The sequence below is a fragment of the Buttiauxella sp. B2 genome (assembly GCF_006376615.1).
Lineage (GTDB): Bacteria > Pseudomonadota > Gammaproteobacteria > Enterobacterales > Enterobacteriaceae > Buttiauxella.
The window spans coordinates 1-25584 of the sequence record NZ_VEXQ01000017.1; the positions used below are offsets into that span (position 1 = coordinate 1).

The 25584-nt window shown below is 50.2% G+C and carries 25 protein-coding genes and 1 tRNA gene; 1 reads left to right on the top strand and 25 read right to left on the bottom strand.

Translation table 11 applies throughout. The features are described from left to right. Position 1 precedes the first annotated feature (1 nt). The 20 genes from FH968_RS17055 to sdhC form a co-directional block, all read right to left on the bottom strand. A tRNA-Lys gene (locus FH968_RS17055) sits at positions 2-77 on the bottom strand. Between the two features lie 164 nt (positions 78-241). Further along, complete coding sequence (cpoB, locus tag FH968_RS17060) at positions 242-1036, bottom strand: cell division protein CpoB (protein WP_139881737.1); 795 nt, start codon at positions 1034-1036, stop codon at positions 242-244. 9 nt (positions 1037-1045) lie between these two features. Next, positions 1046-1567 carry a peptidoglycan-associated lipoprotein Pal gene (gene pal, locus FH968_RS17065; RefSeq protein WP_064544887.1) on the bottom strand — a complete coding sequence of 174 codons (522 nt, stop codon included), beginning with the start codon at positions 1565-1567 and terminating at the stop codon, positions 1046-1048. Between the two features lie 26 nt (positions 1568-1593). Next, the gene (tolB, locus tag FH968_RS17070) at positions 1594-2886 is read right to left on the bottom strand and encodes a Tol-Pal system beta propeller repeat protein TolB (RefSeq protein WP_139881739.1); all 1293 of its coding nucleotides are present in this window, start codon (positions 2884-2886) and stop codon (positions 1594-1596) included. A 131-nt stretch (positions 2887-3017) separates the two neighbouring features. After that, on the bottom strand, positions 3018-4274 hold the full coding sequence (tolA, locus tag FH968_RS17075) for a cell envelope integrity protein TolA (protein WP_139881741.1): 1257 nt from the start codon (positions 4272-4274) through the stop codon (positions 3018-3020). A 28-nt stretch (positions 4275-4302) separates the two neighbouring features. Further along, complete coding sequence (tolR, locus tag FH968_RS17080; protein WP_034497142.1) at positions 4303-4734, bottom strand: colicin uptake protein TolR; 432 nt, start codon at positions 4732-4734, stop codon at positions 4303-4305. A gap of 10 nt (positions 4735-4744) precedes the next feature. Next, positions 4745-5431, bottom strand: coding sequence for a Tol-Pal system protein TolQ (gene tolQ / locus FH968_RS17085; protein ID WP_139881743.1), 687 nt, complete (start codon positions 5429-5431; stop codon positions 4745-4747). Then, positions 5428-5832, bottom strand: a complete 405-nt coding sequence (gene ybgC / locus FH968_RS17090; protein ID WP_139881745.1) for a tol-pal system-associated acyl-CoA thioesterase — start codon at positions 5830-5832, stop codon at positions 5428-5430. Before ybgC ends, tolQ begins: the two co-directional genes overlap by 4 nt. 146 nt (positions 5833-5978) lie before the next feature. Further along, the gene (gene ybgE / locus FH968_RS17095) at positions 5979-6272 is read right to left on the bottom strand and encodes a cyd operon protein YbgE (protein WP_139881747.1); all 294 of its coding nucleotides are present in this window, start codon (positions 6270-6272) and stop codon (positions 5979-5981) included. Beyond that, positions 6272-6385, bottom strand: coding sequence for a cytochrome bd-I oxidase subunit CydX (gene cydX / locus FH968_RS17100; protein ID WP_064544874.1), 114 nt, complete (start codon positions 6383-6385; stop codon positions 6272-6274). Before cydX ends, ybgE begins: the two co-directional genes overlap by 1 nt. A gap of 14 nt (positions 6386-6399) precedes the next feature. Continuing rightward, positions 6400-7539, bottom strand: a complete 1140-nt coding sequence (gene cydB / locus FH968_RS17105) for a cytochrome d ubiquinol oxidase subunit II (protein ID WP_139881749.1) — start codon at positions 7537-7539, stop codon at positions 6400-6402. 15 nt (positions 7540-7554) lie between these two features. After that, complete coding sequence (gene cydA / locus FH968_RS17110; RefSeq protein ID WP_139881751.1) at positions 7555-9123, bottom strand: cytochrome ubiquinol oxidase subunit I; 1569 nt, start codon at positions 9121-9123, stop codon at positions 7555-7557. A 953-nt stretch (positions 9124-10076) separates the two neighbouring features. After that, positions 10077-10949 carry a succinate--CoA ligase subunit alpha gene (gene sucD, locus FH968_RS17115; protein ID WP_139881753.1) on the bottom strand — a complete coding sequence of 291 codons (873 nt, stop codon included), beginning with the start codon at positions 10947-10949 and terminating at the stop codon, positions 10077-10079. Further along, a complete protein-coding gene (gene sucC / locus FH968_RS17120) occupies positions 10949-12115 on the bottom strand; it encodes an ADP-forming succinate--CoA ligase subunit beta (protein WP_139881755.1) in 1167 nt (388 codons plus the stop codon). The genes sucD and sucC overlap by 1 nt, the downstream gene beginning before the upstream one ends. Before the next feature lie 94 nt (positions 12116-12209). Then, positions 12210-13436: a 2-oxoglutarate dehydrogenase complex dihydrolipoyllysine-residue succinyltransferase gene (odhB, locus tag FH968_RS17125; RefSeq protein WP_139881757.1), complete on the bottom strand. Its 1227-nt coding sequence runs from the start codon at positions 13434-13436 to the stop codon at positions 12210-12212. Positions 13437-13450: 14 nt separating this feature from the next. Continuing rightward, the gene (gene sucA, locus FH968_RS17130) at positions 13451-16258 is read right to left on the bottom strand and encodes a 2-oxoglutarate dehydrogenase E1 component (protein ID WP_139881759.1); all 2808 of its coding nucleotides are present in this window, start codon (positions 16256-16258) and stop codon (positions 13451-13453) included. Positions 16259-16474: 216 nt separating this feature from the next. Beyond that, a complete protein-coding gene (locus FH968_RS17135; RefSeq protein WP_139881761.1) occupies positions 16475-17191 on the bottom strand; it encodes a succinate dehydrogenase iron-sulfur subunit in 717 nt (238 codons plus the stop codon). Positions 17192-17206: 15 nt separating this feature from the next. After that, on the bottom strand, positions 17207-18973 hold the full coding sequence (sdhA, locus tag FH968_RS17140) for a succinate dehydrogenase flavoprotein subunit (protein WP_139881764.1): 1767 nt from the start codon (positions 18971-18973) through the stop codon (positions 17207-17209). Next, positions 18973-19320 carry a succinate dehydrogenase membrane anchor subunit gene (gene sdhD, locus FH968_RS17145; RefSeq protein ID WP_139881766.1) on the bottom strand — a complete coding sequence of 116 codons (348 nt, stop codon included), beginning with the start codon at positions 19318-19320 and terminating at the stop codon, positions 18973-18975. Before sdhD ends, sdhA begins: the two co-directional genes overlap by 1 nt. After that, positions 19314-19718 (bottom strand): succinate dehydrogenase cytochrome b556 subunit, encoded by a 405-nt coding sequence (gene sdhC / locus FH968_RS17150; protein ID WP_189389175.1) that lies wholly within the window; start codon positions 19716-19718, stop codon positions 19314-19316. The genes sdhD and sdhC overlap by 7 nt, the downstream gene beginning before the upstream one ends. A gap of 644 nt (positions 19719-20362) precedes the next feature. Between sdhC and FH968_RS17155 the strand changes: the two genes are divergently transcribed. Beyond that, entirely contained in the window at positions 20363-21649 is a 1287-nt protein-coding gene (locus tag FH968_RS17155) for a citrate synthase (protein ID WP_139881770.1), read from the top strand. Here FH968_RS17155 and FH968_RS23675 read toward each other — a convergent pair. From FH968_RS23675 to phrB, 5 genes are read right to left on the bottom strand one after another with little or no spacing between them, the layout of a single operon-like run. Continuing rightward, on the bottom strand, positions 21627-21794 hold the full coding sequence (locus FH968_RS23675; protein WP_189389178.1) for a hypothetical protein: 168 nt from the start codon (positions 21792-21794) through the stop codon (positions 21627-21629). The two genes, FH968_RS17155 and FH968_RS23675, sit on opposite strands and share 23 nt — an antisense overlap. 14 nt (positions 21795-21808) lie before the next feature. Continuing rightward, on the bottom strand, positions 21809-22741 hold the full coding sequence (gene pxpC / locus FH968_RS17160) for a 5-oxoprolinase subunit PxpC (RefSeq protein WP_139881772.1): 933 nt from the start codon (positions 22739-22741) through the stop codon (positions 21809-21811). Beyond that, positions 22735-23391, bottom strand: coding sequence for a 5-oxoprolinase subunit PxpB (pxpB, locus tag FH968_RS17165; RefSeq protein ID WP_139881774.1), 657 nt, complete (start codon positions 23389-23391; stop codon positions 22735-22737). Before pxpB ends, pxpC begins: the two co-directional genes overlap by 7 nt. 20 nt (positions 23392-23411) lie before the next feature. Continuing rightward, entirely contained in the window at positions 23412-24155 is a 744-nt protein-coding gene (locus FH968_RS17170; RefSeq protein WP_139881777.1) for a type 2 GTP cyclohydrolase I, read from the bottom strand. Further along, positions 24145-25584, bottom strand: a complete 1440-nt coding sequence (gene phrB, locus FH968_RS17175; RefSeq protein WP_139881779.1) for a deoxyribodipyrimidine photo-lyase — start codon at positions 25582-25584, stop codon at positions 24145-24147. The genes FH968_RS17170 and phrB overlap by 11 nt, the downstream gene beginning before the upstream one ends.

The following is a 25584-nucleotide window of genomic DNA, read 5'->3' on the forward strand; positions in this document are numbered from 1 at the left end:
TTGGTGGGGCGTGCAGGATTCGAACCTGCGACCAATTGATTAAAAGTCAACTGCTCTACCAACTGAGCTAACGCCCCATTTTCGTGTCGCTTTCAGGCTGTTTGATATCCCTTGGCAACGGCGGCATATATTACTGATTTAAGATTTTGACGCAACAAGAATTTCGATCCAGATCACTCAACTGCTTGCGTTTCGCACAGCCTGACCGGAAAAACAGCAATATCTGGTCAGGCAGCGAACATTACATTGCATTCAGACGTTTTTGTGCCTGTTTTGCACCATCGGTATTTGGGAACTGTTTGATCACTTGTTGATACACAGCTTTCGCTTTTGCAGTATCGCCTTTGTCTTGCATGATCACACCGACTTTAAACATTGCGTCCGGGGCCTTAGGTGATTTCGGGAAATTTTTCACCACAGAGGCAAAATAAAACGCCGCATCATCCTTTTTCCCTTTGTTGTAATTCAACTGCCCCAGCCAGTAATTGGCATTTGGCTGGTAAGTTGAATCGGGGTATTTCTTAACAAAACTCTGAAATGCAGCAATGGCTTCGTCCTGACGGGACTTATCCTGCACCATGGCAATAGCGGCATTGTAGTCGCTGTTAGCGTCACCGCCTTGCGTAGGCGCTGCTGCCGGTCCATTTGCTGCCGCACCCGCGTCAGGTGAAGCTGTAGCAGCTACACCTTGATCGGTACTACCAGCCGCTTGTCCTGCCGCAGCACCGCTGCCGAGGCTGTCTATCTGCAATAAAATTTGCTTCTGGCGTTCAACGACCTGATTCAATTGGTATTGGTTTTCCTGAATTTGACCACGCAGGGAATCAATATCATTTTGATTATCAGAGAGTTGTTGCTGGAGTTGGGTTAAAAGTTGACTATGAGCGTTAGAAATACGCTCGAGTTGGGTGACACGGTCTTCGACCGAGCCTGAGCCGACACTACTGATTGGCGCCTGAGCAGTAGCGGCCCAGGGGGCCGCTATGCCAACCAGTAACGACAGACTCAACAAGTGATGTCTGAGGTTACTGTTCATGCAGTTCTCTTAGTAAACCAGTACGGCACGACGGTTTTTAGCGTAAGCCGCTTCGTCATGACCCAGTACTGCTGGTTTTTCTTTACCATAAGAAACGATGGAGATCTGGTCTGCAGAAACGCCTTTACCTTGCAGGTACATCTTAACAGCGCTAGCACGACGCTCGCCCAAGGAAATGTTGTATTCCGGGGTGCCACGTTCGTCCGCATGACCTTCAACAGTCACTTTGTAAGATGGGTTGCTACGCAGGAAGTTTGCGTGCGCATCCAGCATTGCAGCAAATTCAGAGCTCACATCATATTTGTCCAGACCGAAGTATACGATGTTGTTCTGTTGCAGCTGTTGCATCTGCAGGCGAGCCTGTTCTTCAGATGACATGTTGCCATTGCTACCGTTAGCGTCCATACCAGTGCCGGCGCCCAGCATACCTTCGCCGCTCTCGTTGTTGGCGCTCTTGTTAGAACTACACGCAGCGATTGCCATAACAGGCAGTGCCAGCATCAGCCCTTTCAGCACTTTGTTCAGTTGCATTTCTTTGATCCTTTAATATTTTATTATCACAGATACGGCGACCAGGCAGGGAATTTAACCTGACCATCGGTTGCCGGAAGACGCGCTTTGAAACGCCCATCTGTTGAGACCAGATTCAGCACAGATCCCATCCCCTGAGAAGAGCTGTAGATTACCATCGTGCCGTTAGGTGCCAGACTTGGCGTTTCATCCAGGAACGTTGACGATAAAGTTTGTACGCCACCCGCTACCAGATCCTGTTTGGCGATGTGTTGTTGCCCACCATTGGAGCTCACCATCACCATAAACTTACCATCGGAACTCACATCGGAATCCTGGTTCTGAGAACCTTCCCAAGAAATACGTTGTGGAGCACCGCCATTTACATTCACTTTATAAATCTGTGGACGGCCAGCCTGATCGGAGGTGTAAGCCAGGTTTTGGCTGTCCGGGAACCAGGTTGGTTCAGTATTGTTACTGCGACCATCAGTTACCTGACGAATCTGACCAGAACCAATGTCCATCACATACAGATTCAGGCTACCGGTTTTCGACAATGCGAAGGCCAGTTTGCTGCCATCTGGAGAGAACGCTGGAGCCCCGTTATGACGTGGGAATGAAGCTACCTGACGCACTGCGCCATTCGCCAGAGTCTGGATGACCAGCGCTGAACGACCACTTTCAAACGTTACATATGCCAGCTTGCTACCGTCTGGAGACCAGGCTGGTGACATTAACGGCTGAGGAGAACGGTGAACCACAAACTGGTTGTAGCCATCGTAATCAGACACGCGCAGTTCATATGGGAACTGGCCGCCGTTAGTCTGTACTACGTAAGCGATACGAGTACGGAATGCACCTTTGATACCAGCCAGTTTTTCAAACACTTCGTCGCTTGCGGTATGACCAGCATAGCGAAGCCATTGTTTGTTCACTTTGTAGGAGTTTTGTGCCAGCACAGTACCAGGCGCGCCAGAGGTATCAACCAACTGATAAGCCACGGTATAGCTACCATCACCGTTTGGCGTGACTTGGCCAACAACGACAGCGTCAATCCCCAGGGCGGTCCACGCGGCCGGTTGCACTTCCTGAGCGGAGCCAGGTTGCTGCGGTAAACGTGAACGATCTAATGGATTGAATTTGCCACTGTTACGTAAATCAGCAGCAACGATGCCACCAATATCTTCCGGTGCAGCACCTGGGCCTGCCCATTTGAACGGCGCTACACCAATTGGACGTGCTGAATCCACCCCTTGGGTGATTTCAATACGAACTTCTGCGTGCAGCACTGCTGCCCACAGCATTAAGAAACTTAATGCTACTCGAAATGCCTGCTTCATCATATCTCCCTTATCTGGACCCAAAGCCCGCGATAATTTAGCAGAATGTTAACAAACTCAAATACACAAAACTACCAAAACCCTGCGACTCAGCCTGGTTAGTTTTCCCCTCTTTCGAAAGGAAAATTTTACTATGGCTTAAAGTCGATAGGGGCGTTTTTGAAAACTTCATAAACGTCCTGACTTGGCGGCTTCGGAATCTTAGCCAGACGCGCTGCCGCGATGGCAGCCTGACACAGAGCCGGGTCGCCACCTTCTGATTTGATATCAAGCAACATTCCATCAGGTGCCAATTTCACACGCAATGAACAAGTCTTACCAGCAAATGAAGGATCGTTGTAGAACTTACTTTCAATTGCCGCTTTTATCTGACCTGCGTAGCCATTGATTTCGGCACCAGAAGCGCCATTATTTTTATTATTCCCTTTCCCGGCGGCAGCTGCGCTATCTCCTTTCGCTCCTGCACCAGTTTTCGGTGCATTCTTACCCGAGCTCAAATCGCCAAACAGGTCGTCAACACCAGCAGCAGCTGCTTTATCAGCTGCTGCCTTTTTCTTAGCATCCGCTGCCGCTTTCTTATCAGCGGCACCTTTTGCAGCAGCTTTATCAGCCGCAGCTTTTTCAGAAGCCGCTTTTTCCGCAGCAGCAGTTGCTGCAGCTTCTTTTTTAGCAGCTTCTGCGGCAGCTTTCTTCTCAGCATCTGCGGCTTTCTTAGCAGCAGCATCTGCGGTTTTCTTCTCAGCTTCTTGCTCAGATTTTTTCGCAGCAGCCGCCGCTGCAGCTACTGCTTTTTTCTCTGCATCAGCAGCTTTTTTAGCCGCTTCTTCAGTCGCTTTCTTCTGTGCATCCGCTTGCGCTTTCTTCGCAGCCTCTTCCGCAGCCTTAGCCTGAGCATCAGCTTGAGATTTTGCCTGAGCATCCGCTTGAGCTTTAGCGTCCGCTTTGGCTTTCGCCGCAGCCGCTTCAGCTTGCTTTTGTTGCTCCTGCGCTTCTTTAGCCGCTTCTTGCGCTTGTTTCTGCTGATCTGCTTGCTGCTTCGCTTGTTCCTGCGCTTCGAGGCGTTCTTTCTCCAGTTGCTTCAGACGCTGTTGTTCAGCAGCCTGTTTTTCCTGGAGTTCTTCGGCCTGTTGTTGCGCTTGTTTCTCGCGTTGTTCTGTCGCACGTTTACTGCTCGCCTGCTGTTGTTGCTGACGATTATATTGCTGCACAACAGCACCTGGGTCGACCATGACCGCGTCAATAGCCGAACCCCCACCGCCACCAGCGCTGGCGTCGATGTGCTCGTCAAACGAACTCCAAATCAGGATTGCAATCAAGATGATATGCAGGATCACTGAGACGATTATCGCGCGCTTGAGCTTATCGTTTTCTGTGGTTGCCTTTGACACTATCGGTTCCCAAATATAGCGAGATGGATCAGATTGGCTGCGTCATCAAACCGACGGATTTAACACCTGCACTGTGCAGCATGTTAAGTGCTTTGATAATTTCCTCATAAGGAACATCTTTAGCACCCCCGATCAAAAAGACCGTTTTCGGATTTGCTTGTAAACGACGCTGTGCTTCCGCAATAACCTGTTCAGATGGCAACTGGTCCATACGATCCTTCTCAACCACCACGCTGTACTGCCCTACCCCGGACACTTCAATAATGACCGGTGGCTCATCGTTGCTACTTACCGTTTGCGAATCTGTCGCATCCGGTAAATCAACCTCAACGCTTTGCGTAATGATGGGTGCCGTTGCCATAAAAATAAGCAACAGAACCAACAATACGTCCAGCAAAGGCACGATGTTAATTTCTGACTTTAATTCTCGACGACCACGTCCCCGTCCACGTCTGGCCATGACTTACCCCTTACTGCTTATCGCTGCTGGTAAAAGCCTGACGGTGCAGGATAGCCGTGAACTCTTCCATGAAGTTGTCGTAATTCAATTCCAGTTTGTTCACGCGTTGGTTCAGGCGGTTATACGCCATAACCGCAGGAATTGCAGCGAACAGACCAATTGCGGTAGCAATTAGTGCCTCTGCGATACCTGGCGCAACCATCTGCAACGTCGCTTGTTTCACCGCACCGAGTGCGATAAAGGCGTGCATGATCCCCCAAACCGTACCAAACAGACCGATATAAGGGCTGATGGAGCCCACAGTTCCGAGGAAAGGAATATGCGTTTCCAGCGTTTCCAGCTCACGGCTCATGGAAATACGCATGGCGCGAGATGCCCCTTCGACGACTGCTTCAGGTGCATGAGTGTTAGCACGATGCAGTCGGGCAAACTCTTTAAAACCCGAATAGAAAATTTGTTCCGAGCCTACAAGATTGTCACGGCGGCCCTGGCTTTCCTGATAGAGACGGGACAATTCAATGCCCGACCAGAACTTATCTTCAAATGCTTCTGCTTCACGAGTAGCCGCATTGAGGATGCGCGTACGCTGAATAATGATTGCCCATGATGCAATGGAAAAACCAATCAAAATCAACATGATGAATTTGACCAGAAGGCTTGCCTTCAGGAACAAATCAAGGATATTCATGTCAGTCACTGCTTGAACTCCGCGACAATAGACTTGGGAAGCGCACGAGGCTTCATTAGGTGTGGATCAACGCAAACAATCAGGACCTCAGCTTCGTTGAGTACCTGATTATCGGCATTGACGATTCGCTGTGTAAATACCATAGAGGTACCACGCATCGATGTAATTTCACTTTGGATTTCGAGTAAATCGTCAAGTCGGGCAGGCGCAAGATAATCAACAGTCATCCTGCGAACGACAAAGGCGACGCGCTCCGCCAACAAATCTTGCTGGTTGAACTTGTGATGGCGCAGCATCTCAGTGCGTGCTCTTTCATAAAAAGCAACATAACTGGCGTGGTAAACCACACCACCGGCGTCAGTGTCTTCGTAATAGACACGAACCGGCCATCGAAACAGCGTTGTACTCACTTTACATCCCGGTAATGCAATTAAACGTTGCTACTATACGCAAGAGGATGGGGGTTGGGAATGGGTTGCATTAAACGTTAGGTAAATATTTATAGGCTTGTTAAAGCCCATAAATATTATGTAAAAATTTTAAGGCTAAAGAAGCATCAGAGGAAGAAAATAGCCAGCCCTGCTAGCAGGACTAATTGCGCGGGTAACGGGCTAAAAACGCCCTGCCACAGCATCTTGCGAGGGCGAAAGCCCACGCCATGTATTACACCTGTACATACAGCCCACATCAGCAAGAAACCATGCCAGATAGCCAGCTCACTGGTTTTTGCAGCAAAGCGGGACGGGTCCCAAAACATACACCCGGCCAGGATTAATGCCATGATCAAGGAAAGAGCCCTTAAAGGGCTCTTATCCATTACCGCATACAGCTTTGCGATAATTGCTTCCATTAATGTTCTTCTTTACCGGCTTTAGCTGCTTCAACGTGCTCAAGCGCAAGCGCAGTAATAATGCCAAACGCACAGGCAAGAAGCGTCCCCAGAATCCATGCAAAGTACCACATAATCAGCTCCTTACTTAGTACAGAGAGTGGGTGTTGCTTTCGATATGTTCTTTAGTGATTCGACCGAACATTTTCCAGTAACACCAAGTGGTGTAGATAAGAATGATCGGTACAAATACCGCAGCAACATAGGTCATCACATTCAATGTCAACTGGCTGGATGTTGCATCCCACATGGTAAGGCTTGCGTTCAACATGGTGCTAGAAGGCATCACGAACGGGAACATCGCCACACCGGCAGTCAGAATGACACAAGCCAGAGTCAGTGAGGAGAACACAAATGCCATCGCGCCTTTCTCAAGACGAGACATCAGCACAGTCAGCAAAGGCAGAACCACACCCAGAGTTGGGATGAGCCACAGAATTGGCATATTGTTGAAATTCACCATCCAGGCACCAGCCTGACGCGCAACTTCTTTAGTCAGCGGATTAGATGCTGCGTGGTGATTCAATTCTGAAGTCACAACGTAGCCATCAATACCGTAAATGACCCAAACACCAGCAAGTGCAAAGCACACCATCATCACCAGAGCTGCGATTTGTGCCGCAGCTTTGGCACGCAGGTGAAGTTCACCCACGGTACGCATTTGCAAGTATGTTGCACCCTGAGCAAGAATCATTGAGACGCTAACAATACCAGCCAACAGGCCAAACGGATTCAGCAACTGGAAGAAGTTACCGGTGTAGTACAGACGCAGATAGTCATCAACATGGAAAGGCACGCCTTGCAACAGGTTGCCGAACGCCACACCAATCACCAACGGTGGCACGAAGCTACCGATGAAAATGCCCCAGTCCCACATGTTGCGCCAGCGCATGTCTTCAATCTTCGAACGGTAATCAAAACCGACTGGACGGAAGAACAAAGAAGCCAACACCAGAATCATTGCTACATAGAAGCCGGAGAACGCAGCTGCGTAAACCATTGGCCAGGCAGCAAACAACGCACCACCCGCAGTAATGAGCCACACTTGGTTGCCATCCCAGTGAGGAGCGATGGAATTCACCATAATGCGGCGTTCAACGTCAGTTTTGCCAATGATGCGTGACAACATACCCACGCCCATATCAAAACCATCGGTGACTGCAAAACCAATCAGCAGAATGCCAACCAGCAGCCACCAGATAAAACGCAATACTTCATAATCGATCATTTGACGACTCCTGTCTTAGCGTGCCGGCTGAGAGGCCACATTGGACTGCTCAAAGTGATAGCGACCTGTTTTCAGACTGCTCGGCCCAAGGCGAGCAAATTTGAACATCAGGAACAGCTCCGCCACCATAAACAGCGTGTAAAGGCCGCAAATCAGTACCATGGAGAAGATCAAATCGCCCACGGTCAGAGAGGAGTTGGCCACGGCCGTTGGCAGTACCTCACCAACAGCCCACGGTTGACGACCGTATTCAGCAACGAACCAGCCAGATTCAATCGCAATCCATGGCAGCGGAATACCATAGAGCGCCGCGCGTAGCAGCCATGTCTTCGTACCGATAGCGTTTCGTGTCACGGTCCAGAAGGAAGCTGCGATGATAAACAGCATCAAGAAGCCACAACCCACCATGATACGGAATGCGAAGTACAGTGGAGCAACGCGTGGAATAGAGTCTTTAGTTGCTTGCTGAATTTGCTCTTCCGTCGCGTCAGCAACGTTCGGGGTATAACGTTTCAACAGTAAACCGTAGCCCAGATCTTTCTTGATGGCATTGAAGTCATCACGGACAGCCTGGTCTTTAGAACCTGCACGTAACTGCTCCAGCAGGCTATAAGCCTTCATGCCGTTACGAATACGTTCTTCGTGTTGCACCATCAGGTCTTTCAGACCAATAACCTGCTTATCCACAGAGCGAGTAGCGATGATGCCAAGCGCATATGGGATCTGGATCGCATAGCTATTTTCTTGCTTTTCCTGATTTGGAATACCAAACAGCGTAAAGGCTGCTGGAGCCGGTTGAGTTTCCCACTCGGCTTCAATAGCGGCCAGCTTGGTTTTCTGCACGTCACCCATTTCGTAACCGGATTCATCACCCAGCACAATTACAGACAGGATTGCCGCCATACCGAAGCTTGCAGCGATTGCAAAAGAGCGCTTCGCAAACGCGACGTCACGGCCTTTAAGCAGGTAGTAGGAGCTGATACCAAGGATGAACATCGCGCCACACACATAGCCAGAAGCCACGGTGTGAACGAATTTCACCTGAGCAACAGGGTTAAGCACCAGCTCGGAGAAGCTAACCATCTCCATACGCATGGTTTCGAAGTTGAAGTCGGCAGCAATCGGGTTCTGCATCCAGCCGTTCGCCACCAGAATCCACAACGCAGAAAGGTTGGAGCCAAGTGCCACCAGCCAGGTTACCGCCATGTGTTGAACTTTACCGAGGCGATCCCAGCCGAAGAAGAACAGACCTACAAAGGTGGATTCAAGGAAGAATGCCATCAAGCCTTCGATGGCCAGAGGGGCACCAAAAATGTCACCCACGTAGTGTGAGTAGTAAGACCAGTTTGTACCGAACTGGAACTCCATGGTTAAACCAGTGGCCACACCCAAAGCAAAGTTGATACCAAACAACTTGCCCCAGAACTTGGTCATATCTTTATAAATTTGCTTACCTGACAGAACGTATACCGTTTCCATGATGGCCAACAAGAACGCCATACCGAGCGTTAGTGGCACAAACAGAAAGTGGTACATCGCGGTCAAGGCAAACTGTAAGCGCGACAGTTCGACAATATCAAACATCTTGACTCCTTGCTCTTCGCATGAAGACTCCGACCGTGGTTAACCGAAAGGAAAACCACAACGCATGCCCTAATACAAAAACATTAGCTTCCAAACTTCATCTCCTCGTCATTTTATTTACATGTAACGAAAAAAGATGAAAGGTTACAAACACGTTAATAAAAACCAAAAATAATCCGCAAATATATTACCCTGCAATTTCCCTACAATAAACAGGTAATTGCTTAGAGTTATTTACGTTTCTCGACAGTGATCAATTTATAGCGAAAATGTCACCATCCAGCCAGTTTGATCTGCAACAATTTACGCTCTTTCGCATACCACTTGCTAGTTTTACATATTGATCTAGCGCAACTTATTTGGTGATTGTTAATTTAGTTTCTCATTGCAGTGAATGGTGAATTTGTTGTTAACAGTATGTTTTACAAAAAGCTCGCTCGTTAATACAAGAATGATAACTATAAACAAAAGCTATTTATTTGAAGCATGATTCAAAAATTAAATCCCAGCCCCTTAGTCGTTGCTTGTATTAATCACTTCGCGGTATTTCTTAGGTTTATTTCATTTCCAACCTGTAATTAACAAATAATTTACTTATGAATTGATTTAATTTAACAAATCATTGTTTTTGATAAGGTTAGCTATGCCCTGTGCTGTGCGTAAAAACAGAAAACTCACATAAAAGTGAGCCTTAAAGAAGAGACTAAAACTATCTGGAGAGCTACGGCGCAAGGCACAGCCGTTAACAGACGCAGAATTGCAGCACATCACGATCGACAGTCTTTTGAGGCCACTGAGCAAACATCCTACTGAAGGCATCGTAAGCACGCTAAATGCCCCTGCCGTCTCACCAGCAGTCAATTTTGCTACATCACATCAAATGGGACTACCTGGAACAAAAAAGGCCACTCAAAGAGTGGCCAACCATGTCGAACATTTATTATTAGTTCTAATTACTGAGGCAAAATAGATTTCAGGGCTACACCGATGTCAGCCAGGCTGCGAACGGTTTTCACGCCTGCGGCTTCCAGCGCTGCAAATTTCTCATCCGCAGTACCTTTACCACCGGCAATGATGGCACCTGCGTGGCCCATACGCTTACCTTTAGGCGCAGTCACACCCGCGATATAACCCACTACCGGCTTGGTCACATGCTCTTTGATGTAAGCGGCTGCTTCTTCTTCTGCGCTACCACCGATCTCACCGATCATGACAATCGCTTCAGTTTTCGGATCTTCCTGGAACATCTTCAGAATATCGATAAAGTTAGAACCAGGAATTGGGTCACCGCCGATACCTACGCAAGTAGACTGGCCCAGACCGATATCAGTAGTCTGTTTAACTGCTTCATACGTCAGCGTGCCAGAACGGGAAACGATACCCACTTTACCTGGCAGGTGAATATGGCCAGGCATGATGCCGATTTTGCACTCGCCTGGGGTGATGACGCCTGGGCAGTTTGGCCCAATCATGCGCACGCCAGCTTCGTCCAGTTTCACTTTCACTGTCAGCATATCCAGCGTTGGGATGCCTTCGGTGATAGTGATAATCAGCTTAATGCCAGCATCGATTGCTTCCAGAATAGAATCTTTGCAGAACGGTGCTGGAACGTAGATAACAGACGCTGTTGCGCCAGTCGCTTCTACCGCTTCGCGCACGGTGTTAAATACTGGCAGACCCAAATGCTCGGTGCCACCTTTGCCTGGCGTAACACCGCCAACCATTTGCGTACCGTATGCAATCGCCTGCTCGGAGTGGAAAGTCCCCTGGCTGCCGGTGAAACCCTGGCAAATCACCTTGGTGTTTTTATCGATCAAAATGGACATTATTTCCCCTCCACGGCAGCAACAACCTGCTGTGCTGCATCCGTCAGACTTTTCGCTGCAATAATATTCAGGCCACTATCTGCCAGTTTCTTCGCACCCAGTTCCGCGTTGTTACCTTCCAGACGGACAACCACTGGAACGTTAACACCCACTTCTGCCACTGCTCCGATGATGCCGTCTGCGATAAGGTCGCAGCGCACAATACCGCCGAAGATGTTAACCAGAACGGCTTTCACTTTGTCGTCAGACAGAATGATTTTGAATGCTTCAGTTACGCGTTCTTTAGTTGCACCGCCGCCAACATCCAGGAAGTTTGCTGGTTCGCCGCCGTGCAGTTTAACGATGTCCATGGTGCCCATTGCCAGGCCCGCACCGTTAACCATGCAACCGATATTGCCATCAAGAGCAACGTAGTTCAGTTCCCACTGTGCAGCCTGAGATTCACGCGCATCTTCCTGGCTTGGGTCACGCATTTCGCGCAGCTCTGGCTGGCGGAACAATGCGTTGCCGTCGGCACCCAGTTTGCCATCAAGGCATACCAGATCACCCTGCTTAGTGATAACCAGCGGGTTGATTTCGATCAGTGCCAGGTCGCGATCCAGGAAAATGTTCGCCAGACCCATAAAGATTTTGGTGAACTGCTGAACCTGTTTACCTTCCAGACCCAGTTTGAACGCTAGTTCACGTCCCTGGTAAGGCATTGGGCCTGCCAGTGGATCAATCGCCACTTTGTGGATAAGGTGCGGGGTTTCTTCCGCAACTTTTTCAATTTCTACGCCACCTTCGGTGGACGCCATAAACACTACGCGACGGGAGCTACGATCAACCACCGCGCCAAGATACAGTTCTTTGTCGATGTCAGTCGCGGCTTCTACCAGAATCTGGTGAACCGGCTGGCCATTCGCATCTGTTTGGTACGTTACCAGGCGTTTGCCCAGCCAGTGTTCAGCAAAAGCACGGATGTCTTCTTTGCTGTGTACCACTTTCACGCCGCCCGCTTTACCGCGACCACCGGCATGAACCTGACATTTTACTACCCACGGACCTGCACCAATTTTGGATGCCGCTTCTTCCGCTTCACGCGGGGTGTTGCAGGCGTAACCGACAGGTGCCGGTAGGCCATATCGAGCAAATAACTGTTTCGCCTGATACTCGTGTAAGTTCATGAGTTCTATCCATTAAGACTAAGGAGCATTGACGCTCAGGGTACTTATTTTGCCGCCATCAGCGATGATGGCGGCCGTAAGGTAGAGATTAGTACTACACGTCCAGCAGTAGACGCGTTGGGTCTTCGAGCAATTCTTTGATTGCTACCAGATAACCCACTGATTCGCGACCATCGATCAGACGGTGATCGTAAGACAGTGCCAGATACATCATTGGCAAAATCTCAACTTTACCGTCAACTGCCATTGGCCTGTCTTTAATGGCATGCATACCGAGGATCGCGCTCTGTGGCGGGTTGATAATCGGGGTAGACATCAGGGAACCGAACACACCACCGTTAGTGATAGTGAAGTTACCGCCGATCAAGTCTTCAACAGTCAGTTTGCCGTCACGACCTTTCACAGCCAGTTCTTTGATGCGTTTTTCGATGTCAGCCATACCGAGGGTATCAACATCACGCAGCACTGGTGTTACCAAGCCACGCGGAGTGGAAACCGCGATACTAACGTCGAAATAGTTGTGATAAACCACGTCTTCGCCATCAATAGAAGCATTCACTTCTGGGTAGCGTTTCAACGCTTCAACAACCGCTTTGATGTAGAAGGACATGAAGCCCAGACGTACACCGTGGCGTTTTTCGAAAGATTCACCGTACTGCTTACGCAGTTCCATGATTGGCTTCATGTTCACTTCGTTAAACGTAGTGAGCATCGCGGTAGAGTTTTTCGCTTCCAGTAGACGCTCAGCAACGCGTTTGCGCAGGCGAGTCATCGGAACGCGTTTTTCGCTACGGCCAGCCAGTGGAGCTACCGATGCTTTAGTTTCTTCTGCAGCTTTCGCTTTAGTTGGTTGAGCGGATTTAGCCTCAGTCAGATGCTTATCAACATCTTCACGGGTGATACGGCCGCCGACACCACTGCCTTTAATGGCATTAGCATCCAGAGAATGTTCTGCAATCAGGCGGCGAATCGCCGGGCTGAGTGCGTCATTGCTCTGTTCTTCCAAAGAAGCCTGCTGGCGTTGTGCCGGAGTAGACTCTTTGCTTTCTGCTTTCGCTGATGTCTCTTTACCTGAGCTGTTGCCTTCACGCAGGCGACCCAGGATTTGACGAGAAGTTACCGTAGTCCCTTCATCTTCCAGTACAGCATCAAGAATACCATCCGCCGACGCCGGTACTTCCAGTACCACTTTGTCAGTTTCGATTTCCACCAGCACTTCGTCACGGGTCACTGTGTCGCCCGGTTTTTTATGCCAGGTTGCAACAGTCGCATCGGCAACGGACTCAGGCAGGTCAGGAACTAGAATATCTACGCTACTCATTTTTTATCCTTTAATTAATCGACGTTCAGCGCGTCATTAACCAGATCTTGCTGCTGTTTCTGGTGAACGGACAAGTACCCTACCGCAGGTGATGCGGAGGCTGGACGACCTGCATAACGCAGACCTGATCCAAATGGAACTACTTCACGGAAATGATGCTGACTGCAATACCATGCGCCTTGGTTAAGCGGCTCTTCCTGGCACCAAACAAAATCATGTACGTGAGCAAATGGTTTTAATGCTTCCTGCATCGCCTGATGCGGGAACGGATACAACTGTTCGATGCGCACAATCGCCACATCTTTTTGGTCGTTCTTGCGACGCTGCTCCAGCAAATCGTAATAAACTTTACCAGAGCACATTACGACACGTTTCACGCCAGCCGGATCCAGCTCGTCCACTTCGCCAATCGCAGGCAGGAAGGTACCGTTAGCCAGTTCATCCATGGTGGAGACTGCCAGTGGGTGACGCAACAGGGATTTCGGTGACATGACGACCAGCGGACGACGCATACCCCGCAGCGCCTGGCGACGCAGCATGTGGTAAACCTGCGCCGGAGTAGAAGGCACACAAACCTGCATGTTCTGCTCAGCACACAGCTGGAGGTAACGCTCAAGACGCGCCGAGGAGTGCTCTGGGCCCTGACCTTCGTAACCATGCGGCAGCAGCATAACCAGGCCACACATACGGCCCCATTTCTGCTCACCGGAGCTGATGAACTGGTCGATAACAACCTGAGCACCGTTGGCGAAATCGCCAAACTGAGCTTCCCAGATGGTCAGCGTACGCGGTTCAGCAGTGGCATAACCGTATTCGAATGCCAGAACAGCTTCTTCAGAGAGTACGGAGTCCCAAACTTTGAACTCGCCCTGGCTGTTGTGCACGTGTTGCAAAGGCGTGTAAGTCGAACCGTTGGTCTGGTTGTGAATCACAGCATGACGGTGGAAGAACGTACCACGGCCCACATCTTCACCAGACAAACGGACAGAAACACCTTCATCAACCAGCGTGGCGTACGCCAGGTTTTCTGCTGCACCCCAGTCGAATTTCTTCGCACCGTTCGCCATTTCCATACGGTCACTGTAGATTTTCGCTACGCGAGACTGCAATTCAACGGTATCAGGTGCGCTGCTGATGCGTTTTGCCAGTTCTTGCAAACGCTTCATCTCTACTTTGTTCGGGTAGCTCTCATCCCACTCATGGTTGAGGTACGGCGACCAGGTAAAGGAATGCATGTTCATTGGACGGTACTCTTCCACCACGCACTCACCAGCATCCAGCGCATCGCGATAGAGGTTCACCATTTCGGTGGCATCTTCCAGCGTGGCCAGTTTTTCCTGATCCAGACGGTCAGCATAAATTTTGCGTGGCGTCGGGTGTTTTTTGATTTTCTGGTACATCACTGGCTGAGTTGCACTTGGCTCATCAGCTTCGTTATGACCATGGCGACGGTAGCAAACCAAGTCGATAAACACGTCGCGCTTAAAGGTGTTACGGAAATCCAATGCCAGACGGGTAACAAACGCTACCGCTTCCGGGTCATCTGCATTCACGTGGAAAATCGGTGCCATCACCATTTTGCCGATATCGGTACAGTATGGTGTGGAGCGTGCATCCAGCGGGTTGGAGGTGGTGAAACCAATCTGGTTGTTGATAACGATACGAACCGTACCGCCCACTTCGTAACCACGCGCTTTGGACATGTTCAGGGTTTCCTGAACCACACCCTGGCCTGCAACTGCTGCATCACCGTGAATGGTGATTGGCAGGACCTGGTTGCTACCTGGTTTATCAAGACGATCCAAACGAGCACGTACAGAACCGATAACCACCGGGCTTACAATTTCGAGGTGCGACGGGTTAAACGCCAGCGCCAGGTGAACCAGGCCGCCTTCGGTTTCGACGTCTGATGAGAAGCCCATGTGGTACTTCACATCACCCGTACCGAGGTGTTCTTTATGTTTACCCGCGAATTCGTCGAACAACTCCTGCGGTTTTTTACCCAGGACGTTGATCAGTACGTTCAGACGGCCACGGTGAGCCATGCCCAGAACCACTTCACGTGTGCCGCTCTTGCCCGCATGGCGGATCATTTCTTTGAGCATTGGCACCAGTGCATCACCGCCTTCCAGCGAGAAGCGTTTCGCGCCCGGGAATTTCGCACCCAGGTAACGCTCAAGGCCTTCTGCTGCAGTCAACTCTTGCAGGAAGCGTTTTTTCTCAGCGTGGGTGAACGTCGAGTGCCCCACCACCGATTCAATGCGCTGCTGAATCCAGCGTTTTTCTTCGGTGTTGGTGATGTGCATATATTCCGCACCGATCGAACCGCCGTAAGTCTGCTTCAGTGCATCAATCAGGTCAGCAAGCTTCATGGTTTCTTTGCCGCCGGCAAAAGAACCCACATTGAAAGTTTCCTGAAGATCAGCATCGGTCAGATTATGGAATGCCGGGTCAAGATCGGGAACCGCGTCCTGTTTCCACAAGCCAAGCGGGTCAAGATTTGCTACCTGATGGCCACGGAAACGCCATGCGTTGATAAGCTGCAACACTTTGACTTGCTTAACGTCGGTGTCTGGGTCGGTAATTGCGGTGGAATAACGTGAGGCATCCTTCGCCAGACGACGGAAATAATCACGTGTTTTAGAATGGAATTGATCCGGTTTGGCCCCGGTTCCAGGTAATTGCTGGAACATTGAGCGCCAGTGCGCATCAACAGAGTCAGGATCGGTTAAGAAGTCTTCATAGAGCTGCTCTATCCAGGACTGGTTTGCACCTGCCAGGTAAGAGGAATCCAGCCAGGCTTTCATTTCGCCGTTCTGCATCGTGATCCCTTAAGCATTTATATGCTTATTTCGCCGTGAATAACTATTGCGTACACGTATGGTACGCATTACCGGGGTTCACAACTACGAGCCATTTACCTTTTCAGGCGGCCCGCGAAGGAACCTTTAAAAACTGTCGCTATACAAGATGGTATAGGGCAGTTTTTAAAGGTTTCCTGCAATTCCCCCTCTCTTATATAGAGAAGGGGAACAACATTAGGCACTCTTTTGCAGCAGCATCGACTTAATGTGACCGATGGCTTTCGTCGGGTTTAGCCCCTTAGGACAAACACTGACGCAATTCATAATGCTGTGACAGCGGAATACACTGAAAGCATCACTGATACCGTCAAGACGACTGGCGGTTTCAGTATCACGGCTGTCAATCAAGAAACGGTACGCAGCCAGTAGACCTGCCGGGCCGATAAACTTATCCGGGTTCCACCAGAATGATGGACAGGAAGTCGAGCAACAAGCGCAAAGAATACACTCGTACAGACCATCCAGTTTTTCACGCTGCTCGGGCATTTGTAAATGTTCGCGAGCCGGCGGATTTTGCCCATTATTCAACAGGTAAGGTTTAATCTTCTCATATTGAGCATAGAATTGCCCCATGTCCACCACCAGATCGCGTACAACCGGTAATCCAGGTAGCGGACGGATAACAATCTTCTGCTTTCCATTACCCAACGCCGAGATTGGTGTGATACAAGCCAGGCCGTTTTTACCGTTCATGTTCACACCATCGGAGCCACAAACCCCTTCACGGCAGGAACGACGAAACGAGAGCGTCGGATCTTTTTCTTTCAGTTGCATCAGCGCGTCTAGCAACATCATGTCGCGCCCTTCTTCCCCTTCCAGGGTGTACTCCTGCATACGCGGAGCATCGTCAACATCCGGGTTGTAGCGATAAATAGAGAATTCGAGTTTCATCACTTTGCTCCGCTATTAATAAGTACGCACTTTCGGCGGGAATGCCGGACGCAGTTTCGGCTGCATGTTCACCTCACGGCGAGTCATGCTTTCCGACTCAGGCAGATACAGGCTGTGGCACAACCAGTTTGCATCGTCACGGTCCGGATAGTCGAAGCGGCTATGCGCGCCACGGCTTTCGGTGCGGAAGTTAGCGGAAACAGCAGTAGCAAAAGCGGTTTCCATCAAGTTATCAAGCTCCAGGCACTCAACACGCTGGGTGTTGAACTCGCTTGAAGTATCATCCAGACGGGCATTTTTCAGGCGTTCGCGGATTTGTTTCAGTTGCTCAAGGCCTTCCGCCATGGCTTCACCTTCACGGAATACCGAGAAGTTATGCTGCATGCATTCCTGAAGCGCTTTGCGGATTTGTACTGGGTCTTCACCATTACGGTTACCATTCCAGCGATTCATTCGCTCCAGAGCGGCGTTGATGTTGTCTTCGCTCGCGTCACGCAGTTCGCCCTGCTCGGTAATTGACTCCAGCAGATGCAGACCCGCAGCGCGACCAAAGACCACCAGGTCCAACAGCGAGTTGCCGCCCAGACGGTTTGCACCGTGAACGGATACGCAGGCAATTTCACCTACCGCAAACAGACCAGGAATCACCACATCTTCGCCCTGCTCGTTCACCGTCAGTGCCTGGCCGGTTACTTTGGTCGGGATCCCGCCCATCATATAGTGGCAAGTTGGGATAACGGGAATCGGCTCTTTAATTGGGTCGGCGTGAGCAAAGGTACGAGACAGCTCGAGGATACCCGGCAGACGGGATTCAAGAACTTCTTTGCCCAGATGGTCGAGTTTCAGCTTAACATGCGGGCCCCATGGGCCATCGCAACCACGGCCTTCACGGATTTCAATCATGATGGAACGTGCAACTACATCACGGCCCGCCAGGTCTTTCGCGTTTGGCGCATAGCGCTCCATGAAACGCTCGCCGTGTTTGTTCAGCAGATAACCACCTTCACCACGACAACCTTCTGTTACCAGTACACCCGCACCAGCGATGCCGGTTGGGTGGAACTGCCACATCTCCATGTCCTGCACCGGAACACCGGCACGCAGCGCCATGCCAACACCGTCGCCGGTATTAATGTGGGCGTTAGTGGTGGACTGATAAATACGGCCTGCACCGCCAGTAGCCAGAATGGTCGCTTTCGCTTTGAAGTACACCACTTCACCGGTTTCGATACACAGCGCGGTACAACCGACCACTGCGCCATCATCGTTTTTAACCAGATCGAGCGCGTACCACTCAGAGAAAATCGTGGTTTTGTTTTTCAGGTTTTGTTGATAAAGGGTGTGCAACAGGGCGTGACCGGTACGGTCAGCAGCTGCCGCAGTACGTGCCGCTTGCTCGCCACCGAAGTTCTTCGACTGGCCGCCAAACGGACGCTGGTAAATAGTGCCATCATCAAGACGGGAGAACGGCAGCCCCATATGCTCCAGTTCCAGAATCGCTTCCGGGCCGGTTTTACACATATATTCAATGGCGTCCTGGTCACCGATATAGTCGGAACCTTTTACCGTGTCATACATATGCCATTCCCAGTTGTCTTCGTGGGTATTACCTAGCGCTACAGTAATACCACCCTGCGCAGACACAGTATGGGAACGGGTTGGGAAAACTTTAGACAGCAAGGCGCAAGTCTGGCCACCTTGTGAAATTTGCAGTGCGGCGCGCATACCTGCACCACCAGCACCGATGACAACTGCATCAAACTCTCTGACTGGTAAACTCATTACACACCCCACACCACGACGAATCCATAAATGACGTAAACCAGCAATGCAACAACAATCAGAAGTTGCAGCCCAAGGCGAATCGCCACTGGTTTAACGTAGTCGGTCAACACCTGCCACATGCCAATCCAGGCATGGATCAAAATCGAGAACAATGTCAGCAGGGTGAATACTTTGGTGAAGGCTGAGGCAAAGAAGCCACTCCAGACCTCATAGGTTAAAACGCCAGAAGTGGCGAAGAACCCAATCATATAGATGATGTACAGGGTAATTACGATGGCGGAGGCACGAACTAGCAAGTAGTCATGCACGCCATTGCGCCCTAATGCGGAGGCATTGCTTACCATACGAGGACTCCTGCGAGAATTGAAAGCACGACAGTAATAGCAAATGAAATCATCGCGGATCGTTTGCCCGCTATCAGGGTTTCTTCCAACAAACCGCTGTCCATCATGATGTGGCGAATACCCACAACAACGTGATATGCCAGCGCGGTGAGGATGCCCCACATAATGAATTTAACAAAGAAGCCGCTCATTATTGATGAAGCAACGAGGAAGCCTTCTGGGGATGAGAGTGATTGACCCAACAACCAAAGTAGGATGCCAACAGCCACAAAGGTGATCACGCCGGATACACGATGGAGGATGGAAGCAATTGCAGTGACGGGGAACCTCATTGTTGTTAAATCGAGGTTTACAGGTCTTTGTTTTTTCGCATTTTTTATCATGAATAGCGCCCACATGCTGTTCTTATAGTTTCCTTCCTCCGGGTCTGCAGGCGGGGTCAGACAGCGTGAACTTTCTATAACTGTGCGTCATGCAAAAACAGCTACATCCAGATGCCAAAAGACTGGCTACAACGCTGGGTGGCTCCCGGTGGCAGGGTATTCCGGAGACCTGGCGGCAGTATAGGCGCTTCACAAATTCATTACAATTAACCTACATATAGTTTGAAGGGTTTTGCTCGGAACAGTGAGCAGGATCACGATAACAACATTACTTTAAATTTTAATCATCTGATTTGACAAAAGTTAAACATTATTGTTACAAACGAAACCAGAAAAGCCGTATAATTCGCAAAAGTTATAGGGTCAGCCTTTCACCTGAGAATAAGTTATGTAACAGTGTGTCGGTATTGACCCGGTTAATTAGGACAGTTATTAGTGGTACACAGGTTTGAATGATATGGACTGCTAACACCCTGATTTGTTGATTTTTCGCCTGCGTGGCATAAGTTACCTGCAAGCGCCCATCGCTCTGTACCCCGGCTTTTGCATAATCAAAACAGAGCAGCGAGCCAAATAAAAAACTGGTAACGGTCACGGTTGGTTTGTATGCAAATCAGGTATCCGGCAGTCTTATGAATAAGGCGCTAAGGAGACCGTAAATGTCTGATAAAAAAGCAACTCTCACCTACAATGGTGATGATGCTCTGGAACTGGATGTGCTAAAAGGCACGCTAGGCCAGGATGTAATTGATATCCGTAGTCTTGGTTCTAAAGGGGTGTTTACTTTTGATCCGGGTTTCACCTCAACGGCATCATGTGAATCAAAAATCACCTTTATCGACGGTGATGAAGGCATCTTGTTGCACCGTGGTTTCCCAATCGATCAGCTGGCGACCCACTCCAATTATCTCGAAGTCTGTTACATCCTGCTAAACGGCGAAAAACCGACTCAGGCACAATACGAAGAATTCAAAACTACCGTCACCCGTCACACCATGATCCACGAGCAAATTACCCGTTTGTTCCACGGTTTCCGTCGTGACTCCCACCCGATGGCTGTAATGTGCGGCGTGACCGGTGCGCTGGCGGCGTTTTATCATGACTCCATGGACGTGAATAACCCGCGCCATCGTGAGATTGCAGCGTTCCGTCTGCTGTCCAAAATGCCTACCATGGCCGCGATGTGTTACAAGTATTCCATTGGTCAGCCTTTTGTTTATCCGCGCAACGATCTGTCCTACTCAGGTAACTTCCTGAACATGATGTTCTCCACTCCGTGTGAGAAATACGAAGTTAACCCGATTCTGGAACGTGCAATGGACCGTATTCTGATCCTGCACGCAGACCACGAGCAAAACGCTTCAACCTCAACTGTACGTACCGCAGGTTCTTCTGGTGCTAACCCATTCGCTTGTATCGCAGCCGGTATCGCATCCCTTTGGGGACCTGCACACGGTGGTGCTAACGAAGCCGCACTGAAGATGCTGGAAGAAATCAGCAGCGTTGAACACATTCCGGAATTCATCCGTCGTGCGAAAGACAAGAATGACTCTTTCCGCCTGATGGGCTTTGGCCATCGCGTATACAAAAATTACGATCCGCGTGCCACTGTAATGCGTGAAACCTGCCATGAAGTGCTGAAAGAGCTGAACCTGAAAGATAACAGTCTGCTGGAAGTGGCGATGGAACTTGAGCACATTGCGCTCAACGACCCATACTTCATCGAGAAGAAACTCTATCCGAACGTGGACTTCTACTCCGGTATCATTCTGAAAGCGATGGGTATTCCTTCTTCCATGTTTACCGTTATCTTCGCGATGGCGCGTACCGTTGGTTGGATTGCACACTGGAACGAAATGCACGACGACGGCATCAAAATTGCCCGTCCACGTCAGTTGTACACTGGCTACGAACAGCGTGATTTCAAATCTGATTTGAAGAAATAAGTTCGATGCTGGAAACAAAAACGCGCTCAAAGGCGCGTTTTTTTATGGTCAAAACTGCCAGCACGGACACCAGTAAAAGACCGTGATGAGAGCATCGTTTTTTCAATCGTGCCGCTCGCCTAATTTCGGGTTCTTCTGGCATCATTTCCCCCCTGAAAATCAATCTTCGTTATTAAGCCGCCAGGCCAGTTGTTCGAGATAAATTTGTTGCTCTCGACGTGCTTTAAGCGCTTCTTCCAGTGTGCACTGCACGAAATGTATCGGTTCCCCGAGGCGTAACTGCGCCAGGTTAAACATATCAGCTTCGATAACACAGGCGATTCTTGGATACCCACCGGTGGTCTGGGCATCATTCATCAACACGATGGGTTGCCCATTGTGCGGCACCTGCACCACACCTGGCAGCAATCCATGCGATAACAATTCGCGGTCTGTGGTGCGCTCCAGCCGTTGCCCCTGCAAGCGGTAACCCATGCGGTTACTTTGCGGGCTTAACTGCCATGGCAAGCGCCAAAATGCTTCTTGTGAAGTATGGGTAAACTCGTGATATTCAGGGCCTGCGAGTGCACGTATACGATTTCCCCACAACAACTGCTTCACACCACGCGCTTCACGGAAACGTCGTGTAGTAGGCAGTAGAGGAATTTCATCACCATCTTTAACTAAACGCCCTTCAAGCCCACCAACCTGTGCTTTTAAATCGGTACTATACGAACCCATTACTTCAGGAACATCTAACCCACCCGCGACGGCAAGGTAACTGCGCATACCGCGGTCGGGCGATTTAAGCTGCAGTTTCTGCCCCGCTTTCACCGGCAATCTCCAGCCAGTCCAGACTGCGCGCCCATCCAGCTCGGCGTGACAGCCCGCTCCTGTTAATGCAAACCAGCCGTCTTGGGTAAATTCCACCACACAATGACCCAACGTGATTTCTAACGCGGCGCTATCAGGAGCATTTCCCACTAGCAGATTGGCAGTTTGCAAAGCGGGTGCATCAAGCGCACCACAACGGCTAACGCCCAACTGCCGGTAGCCATAACGCCCAGTATCCTGCACTGACATGTGCATCCCGGCACGAATAATTTTCAGCACACGCCCTCCTTTTGAGGCACAAAACGGACGGTATCACCCGGCGTCAATAATGTTGGCATTTCATCTGTTGGATTGAATAACTTCACGGAGGTCTGACCGATAAGTTGCCAGCCGCCAGGGGTTTCCAGAGGATAAATGCCTGTCTGGGTACCGCCGATACCCACTGAGCCTGCCGGAACCAGTAACCGAGGCTCTGCGCGGCGCGGCGTGGCAAGCGCGGGGGCAAGCCCTCCAAGATAAGCAAAACCCGGCTGGAATCCGAGGAAGTAAACCACGTAATCAACCGAGGTGTGTTGCTCCACCACCTGATTTGCCGATAAGCCGCAATGCTCAGCAACTTCCAATAAATCCGGCCCGAAGCTACCACCATAAATGACCGGAATCTCAATGCGGCGGGACTCAGGAATGATGGCCTCACTCTCCTCCCACCAGCGCTGAATCAATTCGATTCCATCCAACGCCAGATTCTGCGGCTCGCGCAAAACCACGGTGATGTTATTCATTCCCGGAATCACCTCCGCAACAGAAGTCGAGTCCAACAGCCGTTGAGTTAGCCCCCAAATCCGCTGCTGGCTTTCCAACGATAAAGGTGGTTCCAGTTCAAGAACCACTGCGCTTTCACCTAACAGATAACACCGCGCTCTTTGCACTTTTACTCCTCGCTCTTAGGTTATGCCGGGTTCGGAATATCGATAAAAGTCACATCTAAATCCGTTTCGCTGTTCAACCAATCACTCAACGCCTGAATGCCACCACGTTCGGTGGCGTGATGCCCTGCGGCATAAAAATGCAGGCCTTGTTCGCGGGCAGAATGTATGGTTTGTTCTGAGACTTCGCCGGTAATGAACGCATCAACACCAAAACGCGCTGCGCTATCAATAAAGCTTTGTCCACCACCAGTACACCAGGCCACACGACGAATCTGTTCAGGGCCAGTATCACCACACCACAACGGTGTACGGCCAAGACGCATCTCAATCCATGAAGCCAGCTCTACACCTGAAAGCGGCGTTGGGAACTCGCCCCACAGCACCAGAGGTTCAATTTCACCTTTGGTTTCAATCCCCAGCAACGCACCAAGTTGCGCGTTATTGCCAAGCTGTGGATGTGCATCGAGCGGTAAATGCCAGCCAAACAAATTGATATCGTTGCTGAGTAGCGCTTTCAGACGGTTGCGCTTCATGCCGCGAATTACCTGAGATTCACCTTTCCAAAAATAACCGTGGTGAACAATCACCGCATCCGCTTGCTGGAGCACAGCTTCGTCAATCAATGCCTGGCTTGCCGTAACCCCCGTAACGATTTTGCGGATATCCTCGCGCCCTTCAACCTGCAAACCATTTGGCGCATAGTCGCTGATCGCGGCGCTGTTAAGTTTCTCGTTAATCAGGCGTTCCAGCTCGCTATTTTTCATGTTCATTCTCTTCAGGTTTACGGGCCACTTCATAAGCGGCGAGTGTCGCGATACGTGCTTGTTTATGGTCAACAATTGGCTGCGGATAGTCCAGTGTCAGTTGCTGTTTTTCAGCCCAAACCCACGGGGTTTGAATGTATTTATCAGGTACAACGGCCAGTTCTGGCAACCACTGGCGTATAAACTCCCCTTTTCCATCAAACCGTTCGCCCTGAGTCGTCGGGTTGAAGATACGAAAATAAGGTGCGGCATCGGTGCCTGTTGAAGCCGCCCACTGCCATCCGCCATTGTTTGCGGCCAGGTCGCCATCAATCAGTTGTGACATAAAATAGCGTTCACCCTGCCGCCAGTCGATCAATAAGTCCTTGACCAAAAAACTAGCCACTACCATGCGTAGGCGGTTGTGCATCCAGCCGGTGGTGTGTAGCTGGCGCATCGCCGCATCCACAATCGGAAAACCGGTTTGGCCTTGTTGCCAGGCAATAAACTGCTGTTCATCTTGTCGCCAGATGACGTTATCTGTCCAAGGGATAAACGGTTGATGGCGGCAAAGTTTCGGGTAAGCCACCAGCAAATGGCGGTAAAATTCACGCCAGATAAGCTCGTTTAACCAGACTGCACCCTTGCCACCATCCAGAGCCTGTGGATGTTCTTTTAGTAAACGATGTAAGCACTGACGCGGCGACAGCACACCGATTGCAAGATAAGCCGATAGGCGGCTTGTGCCGTCAACTGCGGGGAAATCACGCTGCTGCTCATATTCCACCACGGCCTGGCGACAAAATTGGCGCAATTGCTTAATTGCCTGCTGCTCACCAATGGGGAATAAATTTAGATCTACCGGCTGGCGGGGATAATCAAATTCGCTGATATTTTCTGAGTCAAAAAGTGTGACTTCTCGCGCTTTGGGTGGCGCAACGCATTCAGGCAAGCCTTCGCGAAGCCGTTTGATAAACGCTTTGCTAAACGGCGTAAACACTTTGTACATTTCGTGGTTACCGGTGATTACGCTTCCCGGCGGCAACAAAACACTGTCATCAAAACCCTGACAAACCACTTCGTAAACCAACGAACTTTCTACGGCTGCATCACGCTGACGTTCGTTAAGTTCGTATTGATAGTTGTAAAACAGCGCATCAACGCACTGCTTTTCACAGAAGATTTTCAGGTATTTGACAGTGTCATCAAAGTCATCAACTTGCGGAATGAACAGCTCAATGCCCCGCAACGCGAGTGCGCTATGCAGGCTTTGCAAATGCTGCCAGATAAATTCTGCCTGACGTGCAGACATGCCATGCTGCCGCCATTGTTGTGGGGTTACGATGTAAAGACCAATAACTTTGGCTTCAGGGTCACGACACGCTGCAGCCAGCGCCAGGTTGTCATTGGCCCGTAAATCATTGCGAAACCAGACTAAATGCGTGGCCAT